The sequence below is a fragment of the Pseudoalteromonas sp. H105 genome, from assembly GCF_001469215.1.
Classification (GTDB): domain Bacteria; phylum Pseudomonadota; class Gammaproteobacteria; order Enterobacterales; family Alteromonadaceae; genus Pseudoalteromonas.
Genome location: NZ_LOFH01000004.1, coordinates 123,379 through 142,018, shown reverse-complemented (window position 1 = coordinate 142,018; position 18,640 = coordinate 123,379). Strand labels below are relative to the sequence as shown.

The following is an 18,640-nucleotide window of genomic DNA, read 5'->3' as shown; positions in this document are numbered from 1 at the left end:
TTATGAAATTGGTACGAGCAATCAATATTATTGTGATAAGCGTATATGTATCATATTTTGGAGTGACATAATTAGTAATTTTCGGTCCTCGCTTACATATTTATGGGCTAATTTATAAAAAAATAATATTAAATGAACTTTTTATTCATCCACCAGTCAGAGTATTTGTGAACAATGACTAAGATATGAATAACAAGTAATAACTAGATATAGGAGTACCGGCTCGAATGAGCGAGCAGGATTTGGATTTAGCGCTGGTTAAAAGAGTTCAGCAAGGCGATAAGAATGCCTTCAACTTATTAGTAAAGAAGTATCAGAATAAAATAGCTGGATTGATATCGCGTTATGTATCAAATCACGGTGATATTGCTGATGTTGCGCAAGAAGCATTTATTAAAGCTTATCGTGCACTTCCGAACTTTCGTGGAGACAGTGCTTTTTATACTTGGTTATACCGTATCGCAGTTAATTGTGCTAAAAATTATTTAGTGGCTCAAGGCCGCAAACCGCCAGCAAATGATGTCGATGCTGAGGATGCAGAATTTTATGAAGGTGCTGATGCGTTACGCTCAAATGCATCTCCAGAAAACTTACTATTAAGTGATGAAGTTCGTGCAGTAATTTTTAACACAATTGATAGTTTGCCTGAAGATCTTAAAACCGCGATCACCTTGCGAGAAATCGAAGGGATGAGCTATGAAGAAATAGCTGTGGTAATGGATTGCCCTGTTGGTACGGTGCGCTCGCGCATTTTTCGTGCTCGGGAAGCAATTGATAACAAAATAAACCCATTAATAGGCGAGTCTTAAATATGACAAAAGCACACGTTAACAAGCTGGATGATCAAGACCTATCCGCGTTACTTGACGGCGAAGAGTTTTTAACTGATCAGGAAATTGCAGCCAAAGAGTCTGAAACATTAGGCCGATATGCTTTGATTGGCGATGTGATGCGTGCTGAGTCAGATGACGCCTTTGTAATAGATATTAGCGCTAGCGTAGCTCAAGCGCTTGAAAGTGAACCTGTTTATGCTGATTTTAGCCAAAAACAAGACGCTGAGATAGCTCCTTCGAGTAGTGATAATGTTGTGGCTTTCAACTGGCGCAGGCCGGTTGCACAACTTGCTATTGCTGCGAGTGTTGCCATGTTTGCTATTGTCGGTGTTCAAACTTTACCGCAAAGTGACAGCTCACCAATGAATGAAATCCCAATGCTGCAAAGTACACCGCTGACAGGCATTGCATCACCAGTGAGTTATTCGTCTGAGCCTGCAATCGAAAACGCAGAGAAGGGTATTCGTGAGTTACAACAACAACGTATCGGAGCGCTCGTATTAGAGCATCAACGCCAAGCTCGCGTTGCATATTCACTTGAAAAGGCTCACACTGAAGCGCAAGCCGAAGAGGAAAAAAATTAATTAAATGAGAGTCATTACCTTTATTTTATCGTTCGCTTTATTAGCCCCAACATATGCGAGCGATGAAACATCAGCAAAAGAGCTTTTGCTCAATATGGCTGAAGCAGTACACAACCGTAACTTTGACGCATCATTCGTGGTTGTTAAAGGTAAGTCAATGGAGCCCTACCGTTGGCTCCATGCAAAACAAGGTGATACAGAGCTTGAGCATCTAAGTTTACTTAATGGTGCTGGGCTTGAAATAATTAGAATCGATAATCAAGTAACCTATTTCGAACCTCAATCCGCCCCATATTCGATTGCTACAGATTCAATTGCAGGCCCAATCCCTGAAGTACTGTTTAAAAATATAGAGCGTCTTAATGAAGAGTACGATTTTGTTCTCGGTGGTAAAGGGCGTATTGCAGGACGTCCAGCGCAACTTGTGCGCATTGAATCAAAAGATGAACATAAATTTAACTATTGGCTTTGGATTGATGCGGAGTCATCACTGATTTTAAAATCAGCCTATGTTAATCATAATGGTGACATGCTAGAGCAATTACAATTAACACACATCAGCGTGACAGAAGAACCCGCACCGCTGTTACTAGAAATGCTTAATAGAGAGTTTCCAACCCCTTTACCGAGTAATGTATTAGCACAGCAAATTCAAAATTCAGCGAGTAATAATTGGCAAATTGGTTGGCTACCTGATGGTTTTAGTTTACTAAAGTCAGACAGACACAAGTTGGACTTGAATAATGAATTAACCGATTACTACCTTTATTCAGATGGGTTTGTTGAAGTATCTGTGTTTGTTCAGCGACCTTTACCTGGGCGCAGACCAAGCGGTGCGTTATCATCGGGTGCTACAACCATTTATGTTCATAATGCAGGCAGTTTTGATGTGTCTGTGGTTGGTAATATTCCAGCAACAACTGCCAAAGCGATTGCAGAATCAGTTGCAAGGCCTCTCTAAGACAATATGATTGAACAAACGCTTACCGTGGTGTCCATTAGTGGCACCACCGCTTATTTAGAAGCCCAGCAAAAAAAGGCCTGTGAAGGTTGCAATGGTCGGTGCGGCTCACAAATATTTGGTAAGCTTTTTGGCACGGCGAAAAAAACATTCCCTTACAAATTTGATACCCCTGTAGAAGTCGGACAGAAAGTAACTTTGGCACTCGATGATAGTCACATGGTTAAACATGCCTTTGCAGTGTACATGCTCCCTCTTTTTTTGGGACTCTTGTTTGCATTTGTTACCAGTGAAATATTCAATGCTGCTGAGTGGGTGCAGATTTTGGCTGCTCTAGTCGGTGGTTTTACAGGCTTTGGAGTAGCTAAAAGTCGTGTTAAAAGCCTTAAGCATGATATAAAAGTAATAAAAATTTACCCAATTAGCCTTCCTTTAACTCAAATAGATGGTGATTGAGGCCAATTAAATGTAAAATTGCGCCTTTATACACTTATTCCATTAAATAGAAGTTTAGAATCCAGTTTATGAAGCATATCCGTAACTTTTCGATCATCGCCCATATTGACCACGGTAAATCGACCCTTTCTGATCGTTTAATCCAAGTTTGTGGCGGTTTAACCGACCGTGAAATGCAAAAGCAAGTATTGGATTCGATGGACATTGAGCGTGAGCGTGGTATTACCATTAAAGCGCAAAGTGTAACCCTAAATTATACAGCCAATGATGGCGACACATACCAATTAAACTTTATCGACACGCCAGGGCATGTTGATTTTACCTATGAGGTATCACGTTCATTAGCAGCATGTGAAGGTGCGTTGCTTGTAGTTGATGCTGGTCAAGGCGTAGAGGCACAAACATTAGCAAACTGCTACACCGCGATTGAAATGGATTTAGAAGTCATTCCAGTACTGAATAAAATCGATTTACCACAGGCTGATCCTCTTCGTGTCGCTGAAGAGATTGAAGATATCATTGGTATTGATGCGCTTGACGCCGTGCAGTGCAGCGCCAAAACCGGTGTGGGCATTGCCGAAGTATTAGAAATGATTGTAAAGGACGTTCCGCCGCCAGAAGGTGACAAAGATGCACCTTTACAAGCGCTTATTATCGATTCATGGTTTGACCCATACCAAGGCGTTGTATCATTAGTGCGTATCAAGCATGGTGAATTACGCAGTGGCGATAAAATTAAAATTATGTCGAATGAGCAAGTACACATTGCTGATCATGTTGGTATATTTACGCCAAAACAAACTAACACGGGTGTTTTAAGAACCGGTGAAGTAGGGTTTGTTATTGCGGGTATTAAAGAAATACACGGTGCGCCTGTGGGTGATACTATTACGCATCAAAAAAATGCAGCTCCAGCTCGTTTACCCGGTTTTCAAAAAATTAAACCACAGGTGTATGCGGGCATGTTCCCAATTGCATCTGATGAGTATGAATCTTTCCGTGATGCGCTTAATAAGTTAAGCCTTAATGACGCCTCGCTATTCTTTGAGCCAGAGAACTCTACTGCACTAGGTTTTGGGTTTCGTTGTGGCTTCTTAGGAATGCTGCATATGGAAATTATTCAAGAGCGTCTTGAGCGTGAATATGACATCGATCTAATTACTACTGCACCGACGGTAATTTATGAGGTAGTAACGAAAGAAGGTACTACGCAAATAGATAATCCGTCAGATTTACCTGCGGTAAATGATATTTTAGAAATTCGTGAGCCTGTCGTTGAAGCCAATATACTTGTACCTCAAGAATATCTAGGCAGCGTTATTACATTATGTGTTGATAAGCGTGGCATGCAAACGAAAATGAGCTATCACGGTAAGCAAGTTGCAGTAACATATGAATTACCTATGGCCGAAGTGGTCATGGACTTTTTTGATAAACTAAAATCAACAAGTCGTGGCTTTGCATCACTGGATTACAACTTCAAGCACTTCCAAGTATCAGACATGGTGCGTGTTGATATTCTTATCAATGGTGACCGCGTTGATGCGTTAGCAATAATTGTTCACAGAGATAGTGCGCAATCACGAGGCCGTCAGTTAGCTGATGCGCTTAAAGAGCTTATTCCTCGTCAAATGTTTGATATTGCAATTCAGGCTGCTATTGGTCAGCATGTGATTGCGCGTACCACCGTAAAACAGTTACGTAAAAATGTAATTGCTAAATGTTATGGTGGTGACGTGAGCCGTAAGAAGAAACTACTTCAGAAACAAAAAGACGGTAAAAAGCGAATGAAGCAACTAGGTAATGTTGAAGTACCTCAAGATGCATTCTTAGCTATTCTTAAAGTTGGTAAATAGGTTTCGTAGATAAAGGGATTAATGCATGGCTGGTTACTTTTCAATATTTTTAGTGCTTTTAACTTTAGGTTCAGGCTTAATTTGGTTAATTGACCACTTTATTTTTGCACCAAAAAGACAAGAGCGTATCGCCTTAGCGAGTAACTCTGCGGGCGGAGAATTAGATGAGGAAACAGTTGCATTAATCGCTCCAGAACCGGCAATAATTGAAACGGCAAAATCAATCTTCCCGATGATTGCAGCAATCACGATATTTAGGTCGTTTTTGTTTGAGCCGTTTCAGATTCCATCAGGTTCAATGATGCCAACATTGCTTGTTGGTGACTTTATTTTGGTACAAAAGTATTCCTATGGGGTAAAAGACCCCGTTTGGCGTACTCAGCTAGTTGATGTTAGTGAACCTGAACGTGGTGATATCGTGGTATTTAAATACCCACTAGATGAACGTATTGACTATATTAAGCGCGCTATCGGTTTACCGGGTGATAAAATTGTATATCGAAATAAACGCTTATACATTCAGCCTAATTGTGAGCAAGGACAAACACAAAAAGGCGATTTAATGTGTAATGAGTTTAACAAAATTGATATGGAAATCATTAACCGTGATGAATTTAAGCAAGGCTCTATGGATTTAGTGCGTATAAATGAAAATTTAACCACATTAGATCATGATATTTTAATAAACCCAGAAGCGCTTGAAATGAAAGGGCGCTACTATCAACAACCGGGTACGCGTTCAGATGAATGGGTAGTACCGGCAGATCATTATTTTATGATGGGTGATAATCGCGACAATAGCCAAGATAGTCGTGTATGGGGCTTTGTACCAAAAGAAAACTTGGTGGGTAAAGCTGTCTTTATATGGATGAGTTTTGAATTTGATAATGGCCCAGATGACATTTTACCAGGCTGGGTTCCAACTGGAGTTCGTTTTGAACGCCTAGGTAACATTCAGTAAAAATGAAAAAAAACGTAACAGAATTATACAACAAAATAGGGTATACATTTTCTGATCAGGGTTTACTTGAACAGGCAATGACCCATCGTAGTCATAAAGGGCAACATAATGAACGCTTGGAATTCTTAGGTGATTCCATTTTAAGCTTTGTTATTGCAAATGCGCTTTATGGTAAATTCCCAAAAGCCCGTGAAGGTGATTTAAGCCGTATGCGCTCTACTTTAGTGCGTGGCCAAACTCTGGCTGAGTTTGGTCTTGAATTTGGCTTAGGTGACTATTTACGTTTAGGCCCGGGTGAACTTAAAAGTGGTGGTTTTCGACGTGAATCTACACTTGCAGATGCTGTAGAAGCGATTATTGGTGCAGTCTTTTTAGATTCTGGTATCGATGTGTGTGGCGAATTGATTTTGCAGTGGTATGAATCAAGACTTGATGCAATATCACCAGGCCTAAACCAAAAAGATCCTAAAACATTGCTGCAAGAGCACTTACAAGCACGGAAGTTACCTTTACCAGGCTACACGGTTGTTGACACCAAAGGCCAAGCGCATAATCAAACATTCACGGTTGAATGTATTGTTGAAGGAATGGATAGCATAATCTCAGTAGGTAGTTCTCGTCGTAAAGCAGAACAAAAAGCCGCTGAAAAAGCATTGAAGATACTTAAAAATGAATCTTGATACACTTATCCAGCCTCACGAAGGTGAAATTGATACCTTTTGCGGAATGATTGCGATTGTAGGCCGCCCAAATGTAGGTAAATCGACACTACTCAATGAAATTATTGAGCAAAAAGTGAGTATTACATCACGAAAGCCACAAACCACACGCCACCGTATCATGGGTATCCATACAGAAGGTAAGCACCAAGCTGTGTATGTTGATACGCCAGGTTTACACGTTGAAGAAAAGCGTGCAATTAACCGTTTAATGAACCGTGCAGCGTCAAGCTCGATTGGTGATGTTGAGTTAATTATCTTTGTTGTTGAAGGCACTCATTGGAATGCTGATGATGAAATGGTACTTAATAAAGTAAGCCAAAGTGGTAAACCGGTATTATTGGTCATTAACAAAATTGATCAAGTGAAAGATCGTGACTTAGTGCTTCCGCATATGAAGTGGCTAGGGGAGAAATTTGATTTTATTGCGATTATGCCAGTATCAGCGACACAAGGTAAAAACATTAACTTAATCAAAGATGAAGTAACGAAACGCTTACCACCTTGTGAGTTTTATTTCCCTGATGATTATGTTACTGACCGTTCAATGCGCTTTATGGCAGCAGAGGTTATTCGTGAGAAGCTCATGCGTTTTATGGGTGAAGAATTACCTTATTCAGTTACTGTTGAGATAGAGCAGTTCAAATGGCAGGAAAATGGCATTTGGCACATTAATGGTCTTATTCTGGTTGAGCGTGAAACACAGAAGCGTATGGTAATCGGAAACAAAGGCGAAAAGTTAAAAGTGATTGGCCGTGAAGCCCGTAAAGATCTTGAAGAAATGCTGGATAACAAAGTATTTTTAGAGCTTTGGGTTAAGGTTAAATCAGGCTGGGCTGATGATGAACGTGCCCTGCGTAGTTTAGGTTATGGTGAAGATTAACTTTTGCCTAATATAGCCCATGGATAGCGACTTCTATACAGCATATTTACTTCACCGACGTCCTTTTAGTGACTCACAAGTAATGCTTGATATGCTGGTAGAAGGCGTTGGTCAGTTGCGAATGTTAGCGCGAGTAAGTGGGCGCCAAGCAACAAAGCATAAAGCTCAGCTACAACCCTTCCAAACACTGCTAGTAAACTATAGTGGTAAACACGATTTAAAATATATTCAACGATTTGAGTTGCATGGCTCTCAGTCTCCTCTTGTAGGCGACCAGCTTTATTGTGGTTTTTATTTAAATGAACTTACCAACCGCATCGTGCCAATTAATGAGCCAATTGATCATGTTTATCAACTATATAAAACTCATCTAGAACAATTAAATCAACACCCTAACTTGCAAGCGGTATTACGCTCCTATGAGTTTCAGTTATTGGAACTGCTAGGCTATGGCGTTGATTTTGCTTTTGATGCTGCGGGCGATCCAATTGATGTGGCACACACGTATAGTTACTTTGCAGAATATGGTTTTGTTGCTCAGGAATTAAAAGGAGATGGTTTTACAGGCGCCCAACTAATAGCAATTTCAGCTCATGACTTTAGTGCGCCAGATGTGTTATATATGGCGAAACAATTAAGTCGTCATTTAATGAAACCATTGCTTGGTAAAAAACCATTAAAAAGCCGTGAGCTTTTTATTAAATAATTTATATAGGTAAAAAATGAAAGATATTCTTTTAGGTATTAATGTTGATCATATCGCAACTTTACGCCAAGCACGCGGAACGAGCTACCCAGATCCAGCCCATGCTGCAGGCATTGCGGAGCATGCAGGGGCTGATGGTATCACAATTCATTTGCGTGAAGACCGTCGTCACATACAGGATCGCGATGTGTATGTTATGGCTAAAACAATTCAAACACGTATGAATTTAGAAATTGCTGTAACCGATGAAATGCTCGATATCGCATTAGATGTTAAGCCCGAATATGTATGTTTAGTACCTGAAAAGCGTGAAGAACTAACTACCGAAGGCGGTTTAGACGTTGTTGGCAATATTGAAAAAATTAAAGCTGCTACAGCTAAACTAACTGCTGCCGGTATCAAAGTTTCATTATTTATCGATGCAGATAAAGCACAATTAGATGCTGCCAAAGCCTGTGGTGCTCCTTATGTCGAAATTCACACAGGCGCTTATGCTGATGCTGGAAATGACACTGACATGGAAAATGAGTTGGAGCATATTCGTCAAGGAGTTGAGTATGCTGCAGGTTTAGGTATGACGGTAAACGCAGGGCATGGTCTTCATTATCATAACGTTAAGCCAATAGCTGCCATGAAAGATATTTATGAACTAAACATTGGGCATGCAATTATAGCGCGTGCTGCGATTGATGGCTTAGATAAAGCGGTACGTGATATGAAGCGCTTAATGTTAGAAGCGAGAGCATAGCTGTTTAGTTACAAAAAAGACGACTCAATTACACGAGAGTCGTCTATGTACCTGTAAATACTTTCATTGCTTAACAGCTAGTTTCTGCAGCGTAAACCACTCCTTAATTCCTTTGCGTGCATTTTCTACTTTTATTCATCTGTGACCACCTGCGTCAAAAAACTCTCATTTAGAACAACTAAATAGCAATTTTTTTACCTAACTATCAACACATTTTTCCATCCTCAAAAAATATTATGTTATTTAGTTTTAAAGTTGCCTATTCCTTGGGGGGGTTGCCTCGTAATGCAACAGAAACCAGTCAAATAACGAGCAAAACTAAAAGACAAAAATACAATTTTAGCGATGTCCGCTATGTCGTCCGGTATGCTACCAAAACCTAGCATTACAGTGATGAGTGCAATCACTAAAAAGTAATAATAGTCCAGCGTAACATTGTCGTCTCCTAGGTTTGTTACATTATATAAGTTAGATGAAGCGAGTAATTTAACGGAGTTATATATCATTATTATCAGTGGTTTGTATTTTCATACTGGTGTTAAGTCATCTGTACTGGAAAATATTTACCTTGCGATGTGTAACGGGTGCTTAATGGTAAATATTCTTTTCATTTAATTTTTTTTGGTAAGACCAATTTATCTTTGTTTGCATTTATACTTTGCAATGGATGCTTATATCGGCTTGGAACGTGAAGCTATCGAAATCAGCAACGAATAAACATAACTTTTAGCTATATTCATTATTTTTATAATCTATATCGCGGCTAATAATACCAATTTAGAGAGTGTTAACTTAAATGTGACTATGTTATTTTATTATTAATTGGTTTTACCAATTTACAAAGTGTTGGACATGGTTTGTATCTTTGTTATGATTGGTGAATAATTATTTATATAAATCGATTTTTTACCTGTTTGGTTTGGTGGGGTATAAATTTTGTATTTAAGAGGGTCAGCATGGATATAGGTCAATCACTTGCTACAGCAGCAAATTTAATGGTTACGGGTATGGTCGGTGTTTTTGTTTTTTTATCATTGCTAATTTCAGCAATTACACTCATGTCTAAATTAATGAGCCGCTTTGAGGAACCTGTGGCTGAAACTACACGCACTCCATCGTTCAAAGTCCAAGGTGTGCCAAGTGGGCACATTGCTGCAATTAGCGCTGCGATTGCTCAATACAAAAATAATCAAAAACAATAAGGGGTGCCCTAATGGCTAAATTAAAACTGACTGAGTTAGTACTCAGAGATGCACATCAATCTTTGTTAGCAACACGTATGCGCTTAGATGACATGTTACCTATTGCCGAGAAACTGGATAATGCAGGTTATTGGTCAATTGAATCATGGGGCGGTGCTACGTTTGACTCATGTATTCGCTATTTAGGCGAAGATCCGTGGGAGCGTATTCGGGCCCTTAAAAAAGCAATGCCTAATACCAAGCAGCAAATGCTGCTTCGTGGTCAAAATTTATTAGGTTACCGCCACTATGCTGATGACGTGGTAGAGAAGTTTGTAGAACGCGCGCACAAAAATGGTGTAGATGTATTTCGTATTTTTGATGCTATGAATGATGTTCGTAACCTCGAAACTGCAATCAAAGCCGCTATTAAAGTCGGCGCACATGCTCAAGGGACTATTTCATACACAGTCAGCCCAGTTCATACACTTGATATGTGGTTAACATTAGCAAAACAGTTAGAAGATTTAGGCTGTCACTCTATCTGCATAAAAGATATGGCAGGTTTACTCAAGCCATATGAATGTGAAAGATTAATTAAAGGCTTGAAAGAGACCGTTTCAATTCCAATCGCAATGCAATGCCATGCGACAACGGGCTTAAGTACCGCGACATACCAAAAAGCGATCGATGCAGGCATAGACATGCTTGATACTGCAATTTCATCAATGAGCATGACATATGGTCACAGTGCAACAGAAACAATAGTTTCAATTGTTGAAGGCACAGGGCGAGACACTGAGTTGGATTTAAATCAGCTTGAAGAGATTGCGGCGTATTTTCGTGATGTTCGTAAGAAATATGCTGCGTTTGAAGGCAGTTTAAAAGGTGTTGATGGTCGAATTTTGTTAGCACAAGTGCCTGGTGGCATGCTTACAAATATGGAAAATCAGCTAAAAGAACAGGGCGCGGCAGATAAGTTAGACCAAGTGCTGCTAGAAATACCGCGAGTACGTGAAGATTTAGGCTTTTTACCTTTGGTTACACCGACATCACAAATTGTAGGTACGCAGGCTGTATTAAACGTGTTGACAGGTGAGCGTTATAAAACGATTACGAAAGAAACAGCAGGTGTGCTTAAAGGGGAATATGGTTCAACACCCGCTCCAATGAACAAAGAACTTCAAGAGCGCGTACTTGATGGCGCTGAAGCTATAACATGTCGCCCAGCTGATGTGTTACAACCTGAGCTTGAGACATTACAAGCAGAGCTTCTAAAAGAAGCCCAAACACAGGGTTTAGCACTGGCCGATGAACAGATTGACGATGTGTTAACCTACGCATTGTTTCCTCAGATAGGGTTAAAATTTCTTAAAAACCGAAATAACCCGGATGCATTTGAAGCAATACCAAGTGCCGAGTCAGCTAAAAAAGAGCAAGCTTCAAATGCTAAAGCGTCTTGTAACAGCGTCAAAGCAGAACAATACAGTGTCAAAGTGGATGGCAAAGTTTATGATGTTGTCGTTGCACAAGGTGGAGAGCTCAAAGAGGTTACATTGAAAGACAGTGAGTTGATTCCGCAGTCCGCCTCCGTTGCATCAGGTGAAACACTTAATGCGCCGCTCGCTGGTAATATCTTCAAGATTAAAGTAAAAGCGGGTCAAACAGTGAATGCAGGTGATGTTGTAATGATAATGGAAGCGATGAAAATGGAAACAGAGATTCGTGCAACGCACAGCGGAACTATTGCAGAAGTACTTGTTGCAGAGGGTGACTCAGTTACCACGGGTGACGCAATGATTGCAATGGCTTAGGAGTGTAGAGGATGGAAGCACTACTCAATCTTTGGCAAGCAACAGGTATCGCTAATTTTACGTTTCCTGCATTAATAATGATCGCAGTTGGGTGTTTATTATTGTACCTCGCAATTTCGCGTAATTTTGAGCCATTATTACTGGTGCCAATTGGCTTCGGTGCAATACTCACTAATATTCCCGTTGCAGGTTTATCAGATCCTGGAGGCTTACTTTATTACGTTTACCATATTGGTATAGACACAGGTGTATTCCCATTATTGATCTTTATGGGAGTGGGTGCGCTGACTGATTTTAGTGCGTTGATTGCAAACCCGCGTATGATGTTATTAGGTGCTGCAGCCCAGTTTGGCATTTTTGCTACACTTTTTGGTGCTATTTTACTTAACTATGTACCTGGGTTTGAGTTTACGCTACAAGATGCATCAGCCATTGCTATCATAGGTGGTGCAGATGGCCCAACAGCTATCTTTTTGGCATCAAAATTAGCGCCTGATTTATTGGGGGCAATAGCTGTAGCTGCCTATTCGTACATGGCGTTAGTGCCCATTATTCAGCCGCCGATTATGCGTGCATTAACAACGCCAGAAGAGCGTAAGATTCAAATGCCACAATTACGTGCAGTGTCTAAGAAAGAAAAAATCATTTTTCCTCTAATGGTATTGGGTTTAACTATGTTGTTTTTACCTGCAGCCTCGCCGTTAGTCGGTATGTTTTGTTTAGGTAACTTAATGCGTGAGTCGGGCGTAGTCGACCGCTTAAGTAACAGTGCACAAAATGAGATTATTAATATAACCACAATCTTTTTAGGTTTAGCTGTGGGGTCTAAGTTAGCGGCGGATCAATTTTTAACAGTTGAGACCTTGGGTATCCTAGCGTTGGGTGCTTTAGCATTTTCTATTGGCACAGCATCAGGCGTGTTCATGGCAAAAGGACTGAACAAGTTGTCTAAATCACCAATAAACCCTTTAGTGGGAGCAGCAGGTGTTTCTGCCGTACCAATGGCAGCGCGCGTTGTAAATAAAGTGGGCCTTGAAAATAATCCGCATAATTTCTTATTAATGCATGCAATGGGACCTAATGTAGCAGGGGTTTTAGGCAGTGCCGTTGCAGCAGGTATTTTGTTAGCACTTGTAGGTTAAAATTAACAAATAATGCTCAGCTTGCTGAGCATCTAAATTTTTACTTCCAACCGACTGGCGCAGTATAGACTGCGCTTTTTTTTGGTTATATTTTAGGTATACTCAACAAGTTTTTATAGATAAGGAATGATATGAATATCTTTGTGATTTTAATTTCTCTGTTCGTCGCACTCGCCATTCTCATTCCATTACTTGAAAAGTACCAGTCAAAAATGGGACTAGACGGTGCAACTAAATACGCAAAATATATTTGGCCGTTAGTGATGGTTTCTTTGGTTGTGCAGTTGATTTATGTGCTGCTGAGGTAGAGCATCGCTATCTGTGTTAACTTGCTCGGTGTTAAAGTTGACAGCCTAGGCCTGTCTGGTTGAAAAATACGAACTCCAACGAAAAGATACCCTTTTAGTCCGTATGATAGGATGCATTTATTTTTCCGCTTTTATTACTAAACACATTTTCGATTAATAAAAAGTACATGATAGGGGGTGAGTGTGCAAAATAGTAAAGATCTCCAGTCGACCGATGTAATAGCTTTTAATCGCAATTAAATCTCAACTGGTTCGTCTGATACTATTCGGCAGCATTAAAAGTGCCATCTGGTGGTTGCTAACTCACAGCTGAAGACATAAAAAAGCCGTTGCTATGTACATAGCAACGGCTTTATATATTTTATAACTTACTTAAGCGCTAATTGCAGCTCTCTATTACGCGCTAGCTGTGCTAAAAAGTTATCTGCAATGGGCTTAAATTTAGCAAGTTCTGTCCGTGGCAATGGCTCAGACTTTGGTAATTTAACTGTTTTAGGGTTACGGTGCACACCATTAACTAAAAACTCATAATGCAAGTGTGCGCCAGTTACACGGCCCGTTGCACCAACAGTACCAATTTTCTGGCCCTGTTTAACTTTTTGTCCTGTTTTTACAGCACGTTTATTTAAGTGTAAGTACTTAGTAACGTATTGTGTCCCGTGGCTAATAAATACATAGTTACCATTGTATTTATTGTAACCAGATTTAATGACTTTACCATTACCTGAAGCGACAACAGGTGTACCTGTTCTTGCAGCGTAATCAATACCACGGTGTGCTTTTACTTGCCCTGTAACAGGATGCAATCGACGAGGATTAAAGCTTGAGCTAATGTACTTAAAATTAACAGGGGCACGTAAGAATGCTTTTTTCATGCTGCGTCCCTCAGGTGTATAGAAGTTATCATCACTATGACGTATGGCAGTGTAACGTGCGCCTTGGTTAATAAATTCGGCAGCGATAATTTTACCAGTCCCAATAAACTCGCCGTCAACATAATGTGATTCGTAAATTAAGCCGAACTCATCACCTTTACGAATATCATTAGCAAAATCGACGTCCCAGCCAAAAATGTCAGCAAAGTTCATTATTTGACGCTCAGTTAGACCCGCAGCGATACCTGAAGTCCAAAAGCTATTGGTTATCTCACCGCCAGTTGACTTAGTTAATGTTTCAATTTCTTTACTATCGATAGATGTGTCGTAGTTACCTTCGTCATTTAAAGTAACAAATAAAGTATCTGTTTTTGAAATGACATAACGGAGTTGTGCTAAAGAGCCATCTTCAGCGGTTGCAAAACTTAGCACTTCACCAGGGTGAATCTTTGTTAATTTACGTGTTTCTGCATTTGTATTGAGTAATTTGTGAACGGTTTGCGCGTTAAAGCCTGCGCGCTTGAAGATAAGTGCTAAATTGTCACCGTTTTTCACTTTAAAATCGACTAGGTCATACTCTGGAAGCTTTGCTGCGTCTTCTTGCGAATTTAACTCAGTTAATTGCTCAATATCATCAACTTTAATTTGTAATTCGTAGCGTTTGCCAATTTCTAATGCATCTACACTATTGTCTTTAGAGGCCGTCGCTTTTTCTGAAGGTATAAGGGTTAGGGCAGCAATAGCAGAAACAAAACCTAGAATAAGCAATTTGTGTTTTTTTGGGAGTTTGTGCACAACGCGGACCATAACGTGCCTTTTTCTGCTGTCAAGATAATTAATTACTAATATTGCAGGATATACTTAATAAAGCGTTAATACCAGTGTTTTGTGGATTTAAACTGTCGCTAATTTACGCTAGAATCCCTAGGTTGACTGAATTTTTTGGAGTAATACACAGTGGATTTACAAACCGCTCTAGCAGAGATTAAACGCGGTGCAGAAGAAATATTAATTGAAGACGAATTAGTCGAAAGATTAAAGTCTGGTAAAAAGCTAAAGATCAAGGCAGGTTTTGATCCAACGGCACCTGACTTACACTTAGGCCACACAGTATTAATTAATAAAATGAAAACCTTCCAAGACTTAGGTCACGAGGTTATTTTCCTAATTGGGGATTTCACTGGCATGATTGGTGACCCAACTGGCAAAAATGTGACTCGTAAGCCACTTACTCGTGATGATGTTTTAGCAAATGCTGAAACGTATAAAGAGCAAGTATTTAAAATTTTAGATCCAGCAAAAACAACGGTTGCGTTTAACTCATCGTGGATGGAAAATTTAGGCGCAGCAGGCATGATCAAGTTGGCTGCACGTCAAACAGTTGCTCGTATGCTTGAGCGTGATGATTTTAAAAAGCGTTATGCTGGCGGTCAATCTATTGCTATTCATGAGTTTTTATATCCATTAGTGCAAGGTTGGGACTCTGTAGCCCTTGAGGCTGATGTTGAATTAGGCGGAACTGACCAACGCTTTAACTTGTTAATGGGTCGTGAGCTACAAAAAGATGAAGGCCAAAAACCGCAAACAGTGTTGATGATGCCTTTACTTGAAGGGACTGATGGCGTTCAGAAAATGTCTAAGTCACTCGGGAATTACATCGGTATTACTGATGCACCAAATGACATGTTTGGTAAAGTAATGTCTATTAGTGATGAGTTAATGTGGCGTTACTATGACTTATTGAGCAGTCTATCAATTGACGAAATCACGGCACTGAAAGATAAAGTAGCTCAAGGTATCAACCCACGTGATATTAAAATTGATTTAGCGAAAGAGTTAATTACTCGTTTCCATAGCGAAGAAGCCGCTCAAGGTGCACATGATGATTTCATCAAGCGTTTCCAAAAAAATGCCTTACCAGATGATATTGCAGACGTTACCGTAACGATTTATGAAGAGACTGTGTTTATAACGAACCTATTGAAAGAAGCAGGTTTAGTCGCAAGTACTTCAGAAGCAATGCGCATGATTAAGCAAGGCGCGGTTAAAATCAACGGCGAAGAGAAAGTAACCGACTCTAAGTTAGAAATCGCAAAAGGCAGTACGGCTATTTACCAAGTTGGTAAACGCAAGTTTGCCAATATTACAGTTGCTTAATTAGCTCTAAAAGCTAAGAATGAAAATTCAGTAATATGATAAAACCAGCTTCGGCTGGTTTTTTTATATCGATTTTAGTACTTCAATCCCGATGATGATTAACAGCCAAAATACACGGGCTTGAGATAAGCGGCTTAATAAAACAGGAATATCTTCAGCTTGTGGTAATCGCTCTGTGCCAATTCGCATTTTATTAAATCGATGCCCTTGATACATCGCAGGCCCACCTAATTGCACAGCAACGGATGCAGAGCATGCACTTAATAGCCACCCAGAATTACTTTGGTAAAAGTGTCGTCCATAATGCTTAATGTAATGCATACTTAATTTAGTGGCTTTACTGCATGCTACGGTGAATGCGAGTAAGCGTATTGGAAGCCATTCAATTATAAATAGTAAGATTGAAATTGATTTTAAGAATACGTTGTCGGGTGTTAAGTCACAGCGCCAAGATTGATGTATAAGCCTCAGTAAGTGGTAACTAAAAGCAGCAATAGCACCAAACATTAAATAAATAAAAATAACTGCAAAATAGTCGCGAGCAATTCTCAAAGTTAACGTTTCCATGACAGCTTTACAAATACCAGCACGTGAGAGCTTGCTAACATCACGCGCAACTAATGGCTTTAGTAACTCACGCGCTGTTGCTTTTTGGTTTTGCTTTAGCAGCCGGGCGATACGCAACGCTTTTTTCTGTGGTGTCTGCCATTGCAGGCAAATATAGAGCATTAAGCCAGCAAGTAACTCAGGGTAGTATGCAAATTCTAATAATAAAACCGTGATAGTGACTATCACCAGTATTACTAGGCTAAAACACAGAGTAGATGATAAATACTGGTAGCTATTCGATTCTTTAGCGCGATAAACGCGTTTGCCCAGAGCGCGAAACACCACGGTTAAAAATGTGTCAGGGTGATACCAACTGGTCAAAGGCAAAAAGCGCTCAACAAGGAGCGCAATCATAAATACAATAAAGTCCAAGTGGGGTTGAACTAGATTGGGTAGCACCTTATAAACTAACCGTTGTTAGTTTTTCTAATAATGCCACAACCATTTTTGATGAGTTTATAGAGGCTGTTTCTAAGTATTCTTCGAATGATTGTGGTGACTCTTTTCCTGCAATATCTGACATAGAGCGAATAACTACAAAAGGTGTTTCTAATGAATGACATACTTGAGCAATGGCGGCGCCTTCCATTTCAACTGCCAGCATAGTTGGAAAGTCTGCGCGTGCTTTATCAATGCGAATAGGATCGCACATAAACGAATCACCCGTACAGATTAAACCTACCAAAGTTTTTACTTCGCTTATTTGTGAGATGCTATTTTCAGCTGCTTCAATTAGTGTAGGGTGGGCTGTGAAACCAGCCGGCATTTGTGGAACTTGTCCAATTTCATAACCAAACGCAGTAACATCTACATCATGATGACGCACTTGTGATGAAATCACTACATCCCCGACGCTCAAGGATGGATCAAACCCACCCGCAGAGCCCGTATTAATGACGCAATCAGGTTTAAAATTATCAATCAATAATGTTGTTGCTATTGCTGATGCAACCTTACCAATACCTGATTGTACTAATGTGACAGTGTTACCTGCTAATTCACCGGTATAAAAGGTAAAACCTGCCTTCGTCAGTGTTTGCGGATTTTGCATTGTTTCACGCAAAATTTTAACTTCTGGCTCCATTGCGCCAATAATACCAACATTCATATTTTTTGATTCCTCGAATTAGATGGCATGATTATACTGCAAAAATGAGAGTAGGGTAAAACAAACAAAAAATGCGAGCTTAATCTCGCATCTTTTTTAGTTAACTTTAAATTTCGGCTAACGCTGTTGAGTGAGCTTTAGCTTGAGAAGGAGATAGCACCGCAGGCTTGGTTACTCTGTTACGACTAGGTCGAATGCTAGGCGCTGCAGGTTTACCAAGTTTAAACATAATGGCGTTGCGTACTTCACTTGGGCGGTAACCCGATTTAACTTTCATGCGGATATGGGGGATACCTGCTGCTTCAAGAGCGCCATTCACAAACCAGTCACGTTGCGCTTTATGGCCATCTTTATTCGCGTTGTTGACTAAATCAACAGCGGCAACAATGGTCAGCTTTTCTTTATCAATTAAAACGAAATCAAGTTGCTTATTTTTAGCTTTAGCAATAGCTGCACGTTTAGCCTTTGACGATAAACCTTTTTTACAATCAATAATATCAATGAGCTTAACGCGACTAACAATTTTATATTGATCCCCTACAGCACGCTCAAGCAAATTCAAAAAAGCACTTTCTACTTGCGTAAAGACACTTTCTTTTCGGGTGAAGGGATAAGGATTGCCGCCATCATCGGTAAATTTTGATGCAACAACAGAGGCCCCTACAACTAATACTAATATTGATAATAAAGCGAATTCCATACGGTAACTCCACAACAACAAATTGACACTGTAGTGAAT

Annotated in this window: 20 protein-coding genes; 15 read left to right on the top strand and 5 right to left on the bottom strand. The window is 40.0% G+C overall.

The window, feature by feature from the left end:
* The first annotated feature begins 227 nt into the window (after positions 1-227).
* The 10 genes from rpoE (at position 228) to pdxJ (ending at position 8,707) form a co-directional block, all read left to right on the top strand.
* Positions 228-809 carry an RNA polymerase sigma factor RpoE gene (gene rpoE, locus ATS75_RS08605; protein WP_058560042.1) on the top strand — a complete coding sequence of 194 codons (582 nt, stop codon included), beginning with the start codon at positions 228-230 and terminating at the stop codon, positions 807-809.
* Between the two features lie 2 nt (positions 810-811).
* On the top strand, positions 812-1,417 hold the full coding sequence (locus ATS75_RS08600) for a sigma-E factor negative regulatory protein (protein ID WP_058560041.1): 606 nt from the start codon (positions 812-814) through the stop codon (positions 1,415-1,417).
* A 4-nt stretch (positions 1,418-1,421) separates the two neighbouring features.
* Positions 1,422-2,378, top strand: a complete 957-nt coding sequence (locus ATS75_RS08595; RefSeq protein ID WP_058560040.1) for a MucB/RseB C-terminal domain-containing protein — start codon at positions 1,422-1,424, stop codon at positions 2,376-2,378.
* A 6-nt stretch (positions 2,379-2,384) separates the two neighbouring features.
* On the top strand, positions 2,385-2,834 hold the full coding sequence (locus tag ATS75_RS08590; RefSeq protein ID WP_058560039.1) for a SoxR reducing system RseC family protein: 450 nt from the start codon (positions 2,385-2,387) through the stop codon (positions 2,832-2,834).
* A gap of 68 nt (positions 2,835-2,902) precedes the next feature.
* Entirely contained in the window at positions 2,903-4,690 is a 1,788-nt protein-coding gene (gene lepA / locus ATS75_RS08585; RefSeq protein ID WP_058560038.1) for a translation elongation factor 4, read from the top strand.
* A gap of 25 nt (positions 4,691-4,715) precedes the next feature.
* Positions 4,716-5,651, top strand: a complete 936-nt coding sequence (lepB, locus tag ATS75_RS08580) for a signal peptidase I (protein ID WP_058560037.1) — start codon at positions 4,716-4,718, stop codon at positions 5,649-5,651.
* Positions 5,652-5,653: 2 nt separating this feature from the next.
* Positions 5,654-6,331: a ribonuclease III gene (rnc, locus tag ATS75_RS08575; RefSeq protein ID WP_058560036.1), complete on the top strand. Its 678-nt coding sequence runs from the start codon at positions 5,654-5,656 to the stop codon at positions 6,329-6,331.
* Positions 6,321-7,253 (top strand): GTPase Era, encoded by a 933-nt coding sequence (era, locus tag ATS75_RS08570; protein WP_058560035.1) that lies wholly within the window; start codon positions 6,321-6,323, stop codon positions 7,251-7,253. Before rnc ends, era begins: the two co-directional genes overlap by 11 nt.
* A 19-nt stretch (positions 7,254-7,272) precedes the next feature.
* A complete protein-coding gene (gene recO, locus ATS75_RS08565; RefSeq protein WP_058560034.1) occupies positions 7,273-7,959 on the top strand; it encodes a DNA repair protein RecO in 687 nt (228 codons plus the stop codon).
* Positions 7,960-7,975: 16 nt separating this feature from the next.
* Positions 7,976-8,707 carry a pyridoxine 5'-phosphate synthase gene (gene pdxJ, locus ATS75_RS08560; RefSeq protein WP_058560033.1) on the top strand — a complete coding sequence of 244 codons (732 nt, stop codon included), beginning with the start codon at positions 7,976-7,978 and terminating at the stop codon, positions 8,705-8,707.
* Positions 8,708-8,946: 239 nt separating this feature from the next.
* On the opposite strand, the gene ATS75_RS20825 is transcribed toward pdxJ, so the two are convergent.
* Positions 8,947-9,213 (bottom strand): DUF1328 domain-containing protein, encoded by a 267-nt coding sequence (locus tag ATS75_RS20825; RefSeq protein ID WP_082665442.1) that lies wholly within the window; start codon positions 9,211-9,213, stop codon positions 8,947-8,949.
* Positions 9,214-9,663: 450 nt separating this feature from the next.
* Here ATS75_RS20825 and ATS75_RS08555 point away from each other — a divergent pair, with 450 nt between their 5' ends.
* From ATS75_RS08555 to ATS75_RS20485, 4 genes are all read left to right on the top strand, one after another.
* A complete protein-coding gene (locus tag ATS75_RS08555) occupies positions 9,664-9,909 on the top strand; it encodes an OadG family protein (protein WP_058560032.1) in 246 nt (81 codons plus the stop codon).
* Between the two features lie 11 nt (positions 9,910-9,920).
* Positions 9,921-11,702: a sodium-extruding oxaloacetate decarboxylase subunit alpha gene (oadA, locus tag ATS75_RS08550; RefSeq protein WP_058560031.1), complete on the top strand. Its 1,782-nt coding sequence runs from the start codon at positions 9,921-9,923 to the stop codon at positions 11,700-11,702.
* Between the two features lie 11 nt (positions 11,703-11,713).
* Positions 11,714-12,844 carry a sodium ion-translocating decarboxylase subunit beta gene (locus ATS75_RS08545; protein ID WP_058560030.1) on the top strand — a complete coding sequence of 377 codons (1,131 nt, stop codon included), beginning with the start codon at positions 11,714-11,716 and terminating at the stop codon, positions 12,842-12,844.
* A gap of 131 nt (positions 12,845-12,975) precedes the next feature.
* Positions 12,976-13,152 carry a hypothetical protein gene (locus ATS75_RS20485; protein WP_201020955.1) on the top strand — a complete coding sequence of 59 codons (177 nt, stop codon included), beginning with the start codon at positions 12,976-12,978 and terminating at the stop codon, positions 13,150-13,152.
* 368 nt (positions 13,153-13,520) lie between these two features.
* Here the strand turns inward: ATS75_RS20485 and ATS75_RS08540 are convergent, their stop codons facing one another.
* The gene (locus ATS75_RS08540; protein WP_058560029.1) at positions 13,521-14,834 is read right to left on the bottom strand and encodes a peptidoglycan DD-metalloendopeptidase family protein; all 1,314 of its coding nucleotides are present in this window, start codon (positions 14,832-14,834) and stop codon (positions 13,521-13,523) included.
* Between the two features lie 150 nt (positions 14,835-14,984).
* On the opposite strand from ATS75_RS08540, the gene tyrS reads away from it, so the two are divergent.
* On the top strand, positions 14,985-16,184 hold the full coding sequence (gene tyrS / locus ATS75_RS08535; protein WP_058560028.1) for a tyrosine--tRNA ligase: 1,200 nt from the start codon (positions 14,985-14,987) through the stop codon (positions 16,182-16,184).
* 63 nt (positions 16,185-16,247) lie between these two features.
* On the opposite strand, the gene ATS75_RS08530 is transcribed toward tyrS, so the two are convergent.
* From ATS75_RS08530 to ATS75_RS08520, 3 genes are all read right to left on the bottom strand, one after another.
* Complete coding sequence (locus tag ATS75_RS08530) at positions 16,248-17,192, bottom strand: cobalamin biosynthesis protein (protein ID WP_058560027.1); 945 nt, start codon at positions 17,190-17,192, stop codon at positions 16,248-16,250.
* Position 17,193: 1 nt separating this feature from the next.
* Positions 17,194-17,901, bottom strand: coding sequence for a 5'-methylthioadenosine/S-adenosylhomocysteine nucleosidase (gene mtnN, locus ATS75_RS08525; RefSeq protein WP_058560026.1), 708 nt, complete (start codon positions 17,899-17,901; stop codon positions 17,194-17,196).
* Between the two features lie 106 nt (positions 17,902-18,007).
* A complete protein-coding gene (locus ATS75_RS08520) occupies positions 18,008-18,601 on the bottom strand; it encodes a DUF2726 domain-containing protein (protein WP_058560025.1) in 594 nt (197 codons plus the stop codon).
* Positions 18,602-18,640 lie beyond the last annotated feature (39 nt).

Bases quoted from the DNA above. Each gene is read 5' to 3' on its own strand.
- mtnN (WP_058560026.1), bottom strand. From the start codon at position 17,901: ATGAATGTTGGTATTATTGGCGCAATGGAGCCAGAAGTTAAAATTTTG.
- ATS75_RS08555 (WP_058560032.1), top strand. From the start codon at position 9,664: ATGGATATAGGTCAATCACTTGCTACAGCAGCAAATTTAATGGTTACG.
- lepA (WP_058560038.1), top strand. From the start codon at position 2,903: ATGAAGCATATCCGTAACTTTTCGATCATCGCCCATATTGACCACGGT.
- ATS75_RS08600 (WP_058560041.1), top strand. From the start codon at position 812: ATGACAAAAGCACACGTTAACAAGCTGGATGATCAAGACCTATCCGCG.
- ATS75_RS08590 (WP_058560039.1), top strand. From the start codon at position 2,385: ATGATTGAACAAACGCTTACCGTGGTGTCCATTAGTGGCACCACCGCT.
- era (WP_058560035.1), top strand. From the start codon at position 6,321: ATGAATCTTGATACACTTATCCAGCCTCACGAAGGTGAAATTGATACC.
- oadA (WP_058560031.1), top strand. From the start codon at position 9,921: ATGGCTAAATTAAAACTGACTGAGTTAGTACTCAGAGATGCACATCAA.
- ATS75_RS20825 (WP_082665442.1), bottom strand. From the start codon at position 9,213: ATGATATATAACTCCGTTAAATTACTCGCTTCATCTAACTTATATAAT.
- rpoE (WP_058560042.1), top strand. From the start codon at position 228: ATGAGCGAGCAGGATTTGGATTTAGCGCTGGTTAAAAGAGTTCAGCAA.
- ATS75_RS20485 (WP_201020955.1), top strand. From the start codon at position 12,976: ATGAATATCTTTGTGATTTTAATTTCTCTGTTCGTCGCACTCGCCATT.
- lepB (WP_058560037.1), top strand. From the start codon at position 4,716: ATGGCTGGTTACTTTTCAATATTTTTAGTGCTTTTAACTTTAGGTTCA.
- ATS75_RS08540 (WP_058560029.1), bottom strand. From the start codon at position 14,834: ATGGTCCGCGTTGTGCACAAACTCCCAAAAAAACACAAATTGCTTATT.
- ATS75_RS08520 (WP_058560025.1), bottom strand. From the start codon at position 18,601: ATGGAATTCGCTTTATTATCAATATTAGTATTAGTTGTAGGGGCCTCT.
- rnc (WP_058560036.1), top strand. From the start codon at position 5,654: ATGAAAAAAAACGTAACAGAATTATACAACAAAATAGGGTATACATTT.
- ATS75_RS08545 (WP_058560030.1), top strand. From the start codon at position 11,714: ATGGAAGCACTACTCAATCTTTGGCAAGCAACAGGTATCGCTAATTTT.
- pdxJ (WP_058560033.1), top strand. From the start codon at position 7,976: ATGAAAGATATTCTTTTAGGTATTAATGTTGATCATATCGCAACTTTA.
- recO (WP_058560034.1), top strand. From the start codon at position 7,273: ATGGATAGCGACTTCTATACAGCATATTTACTTCACCGACGTCCTTTT.
- ATS75_RS08595 (WP_058560040.1), top strand. From the start codon at position 1,422: ATGAGAGTCATTACCTTTATTTTATCGTTCGCTTTATTAGCCCCAACA.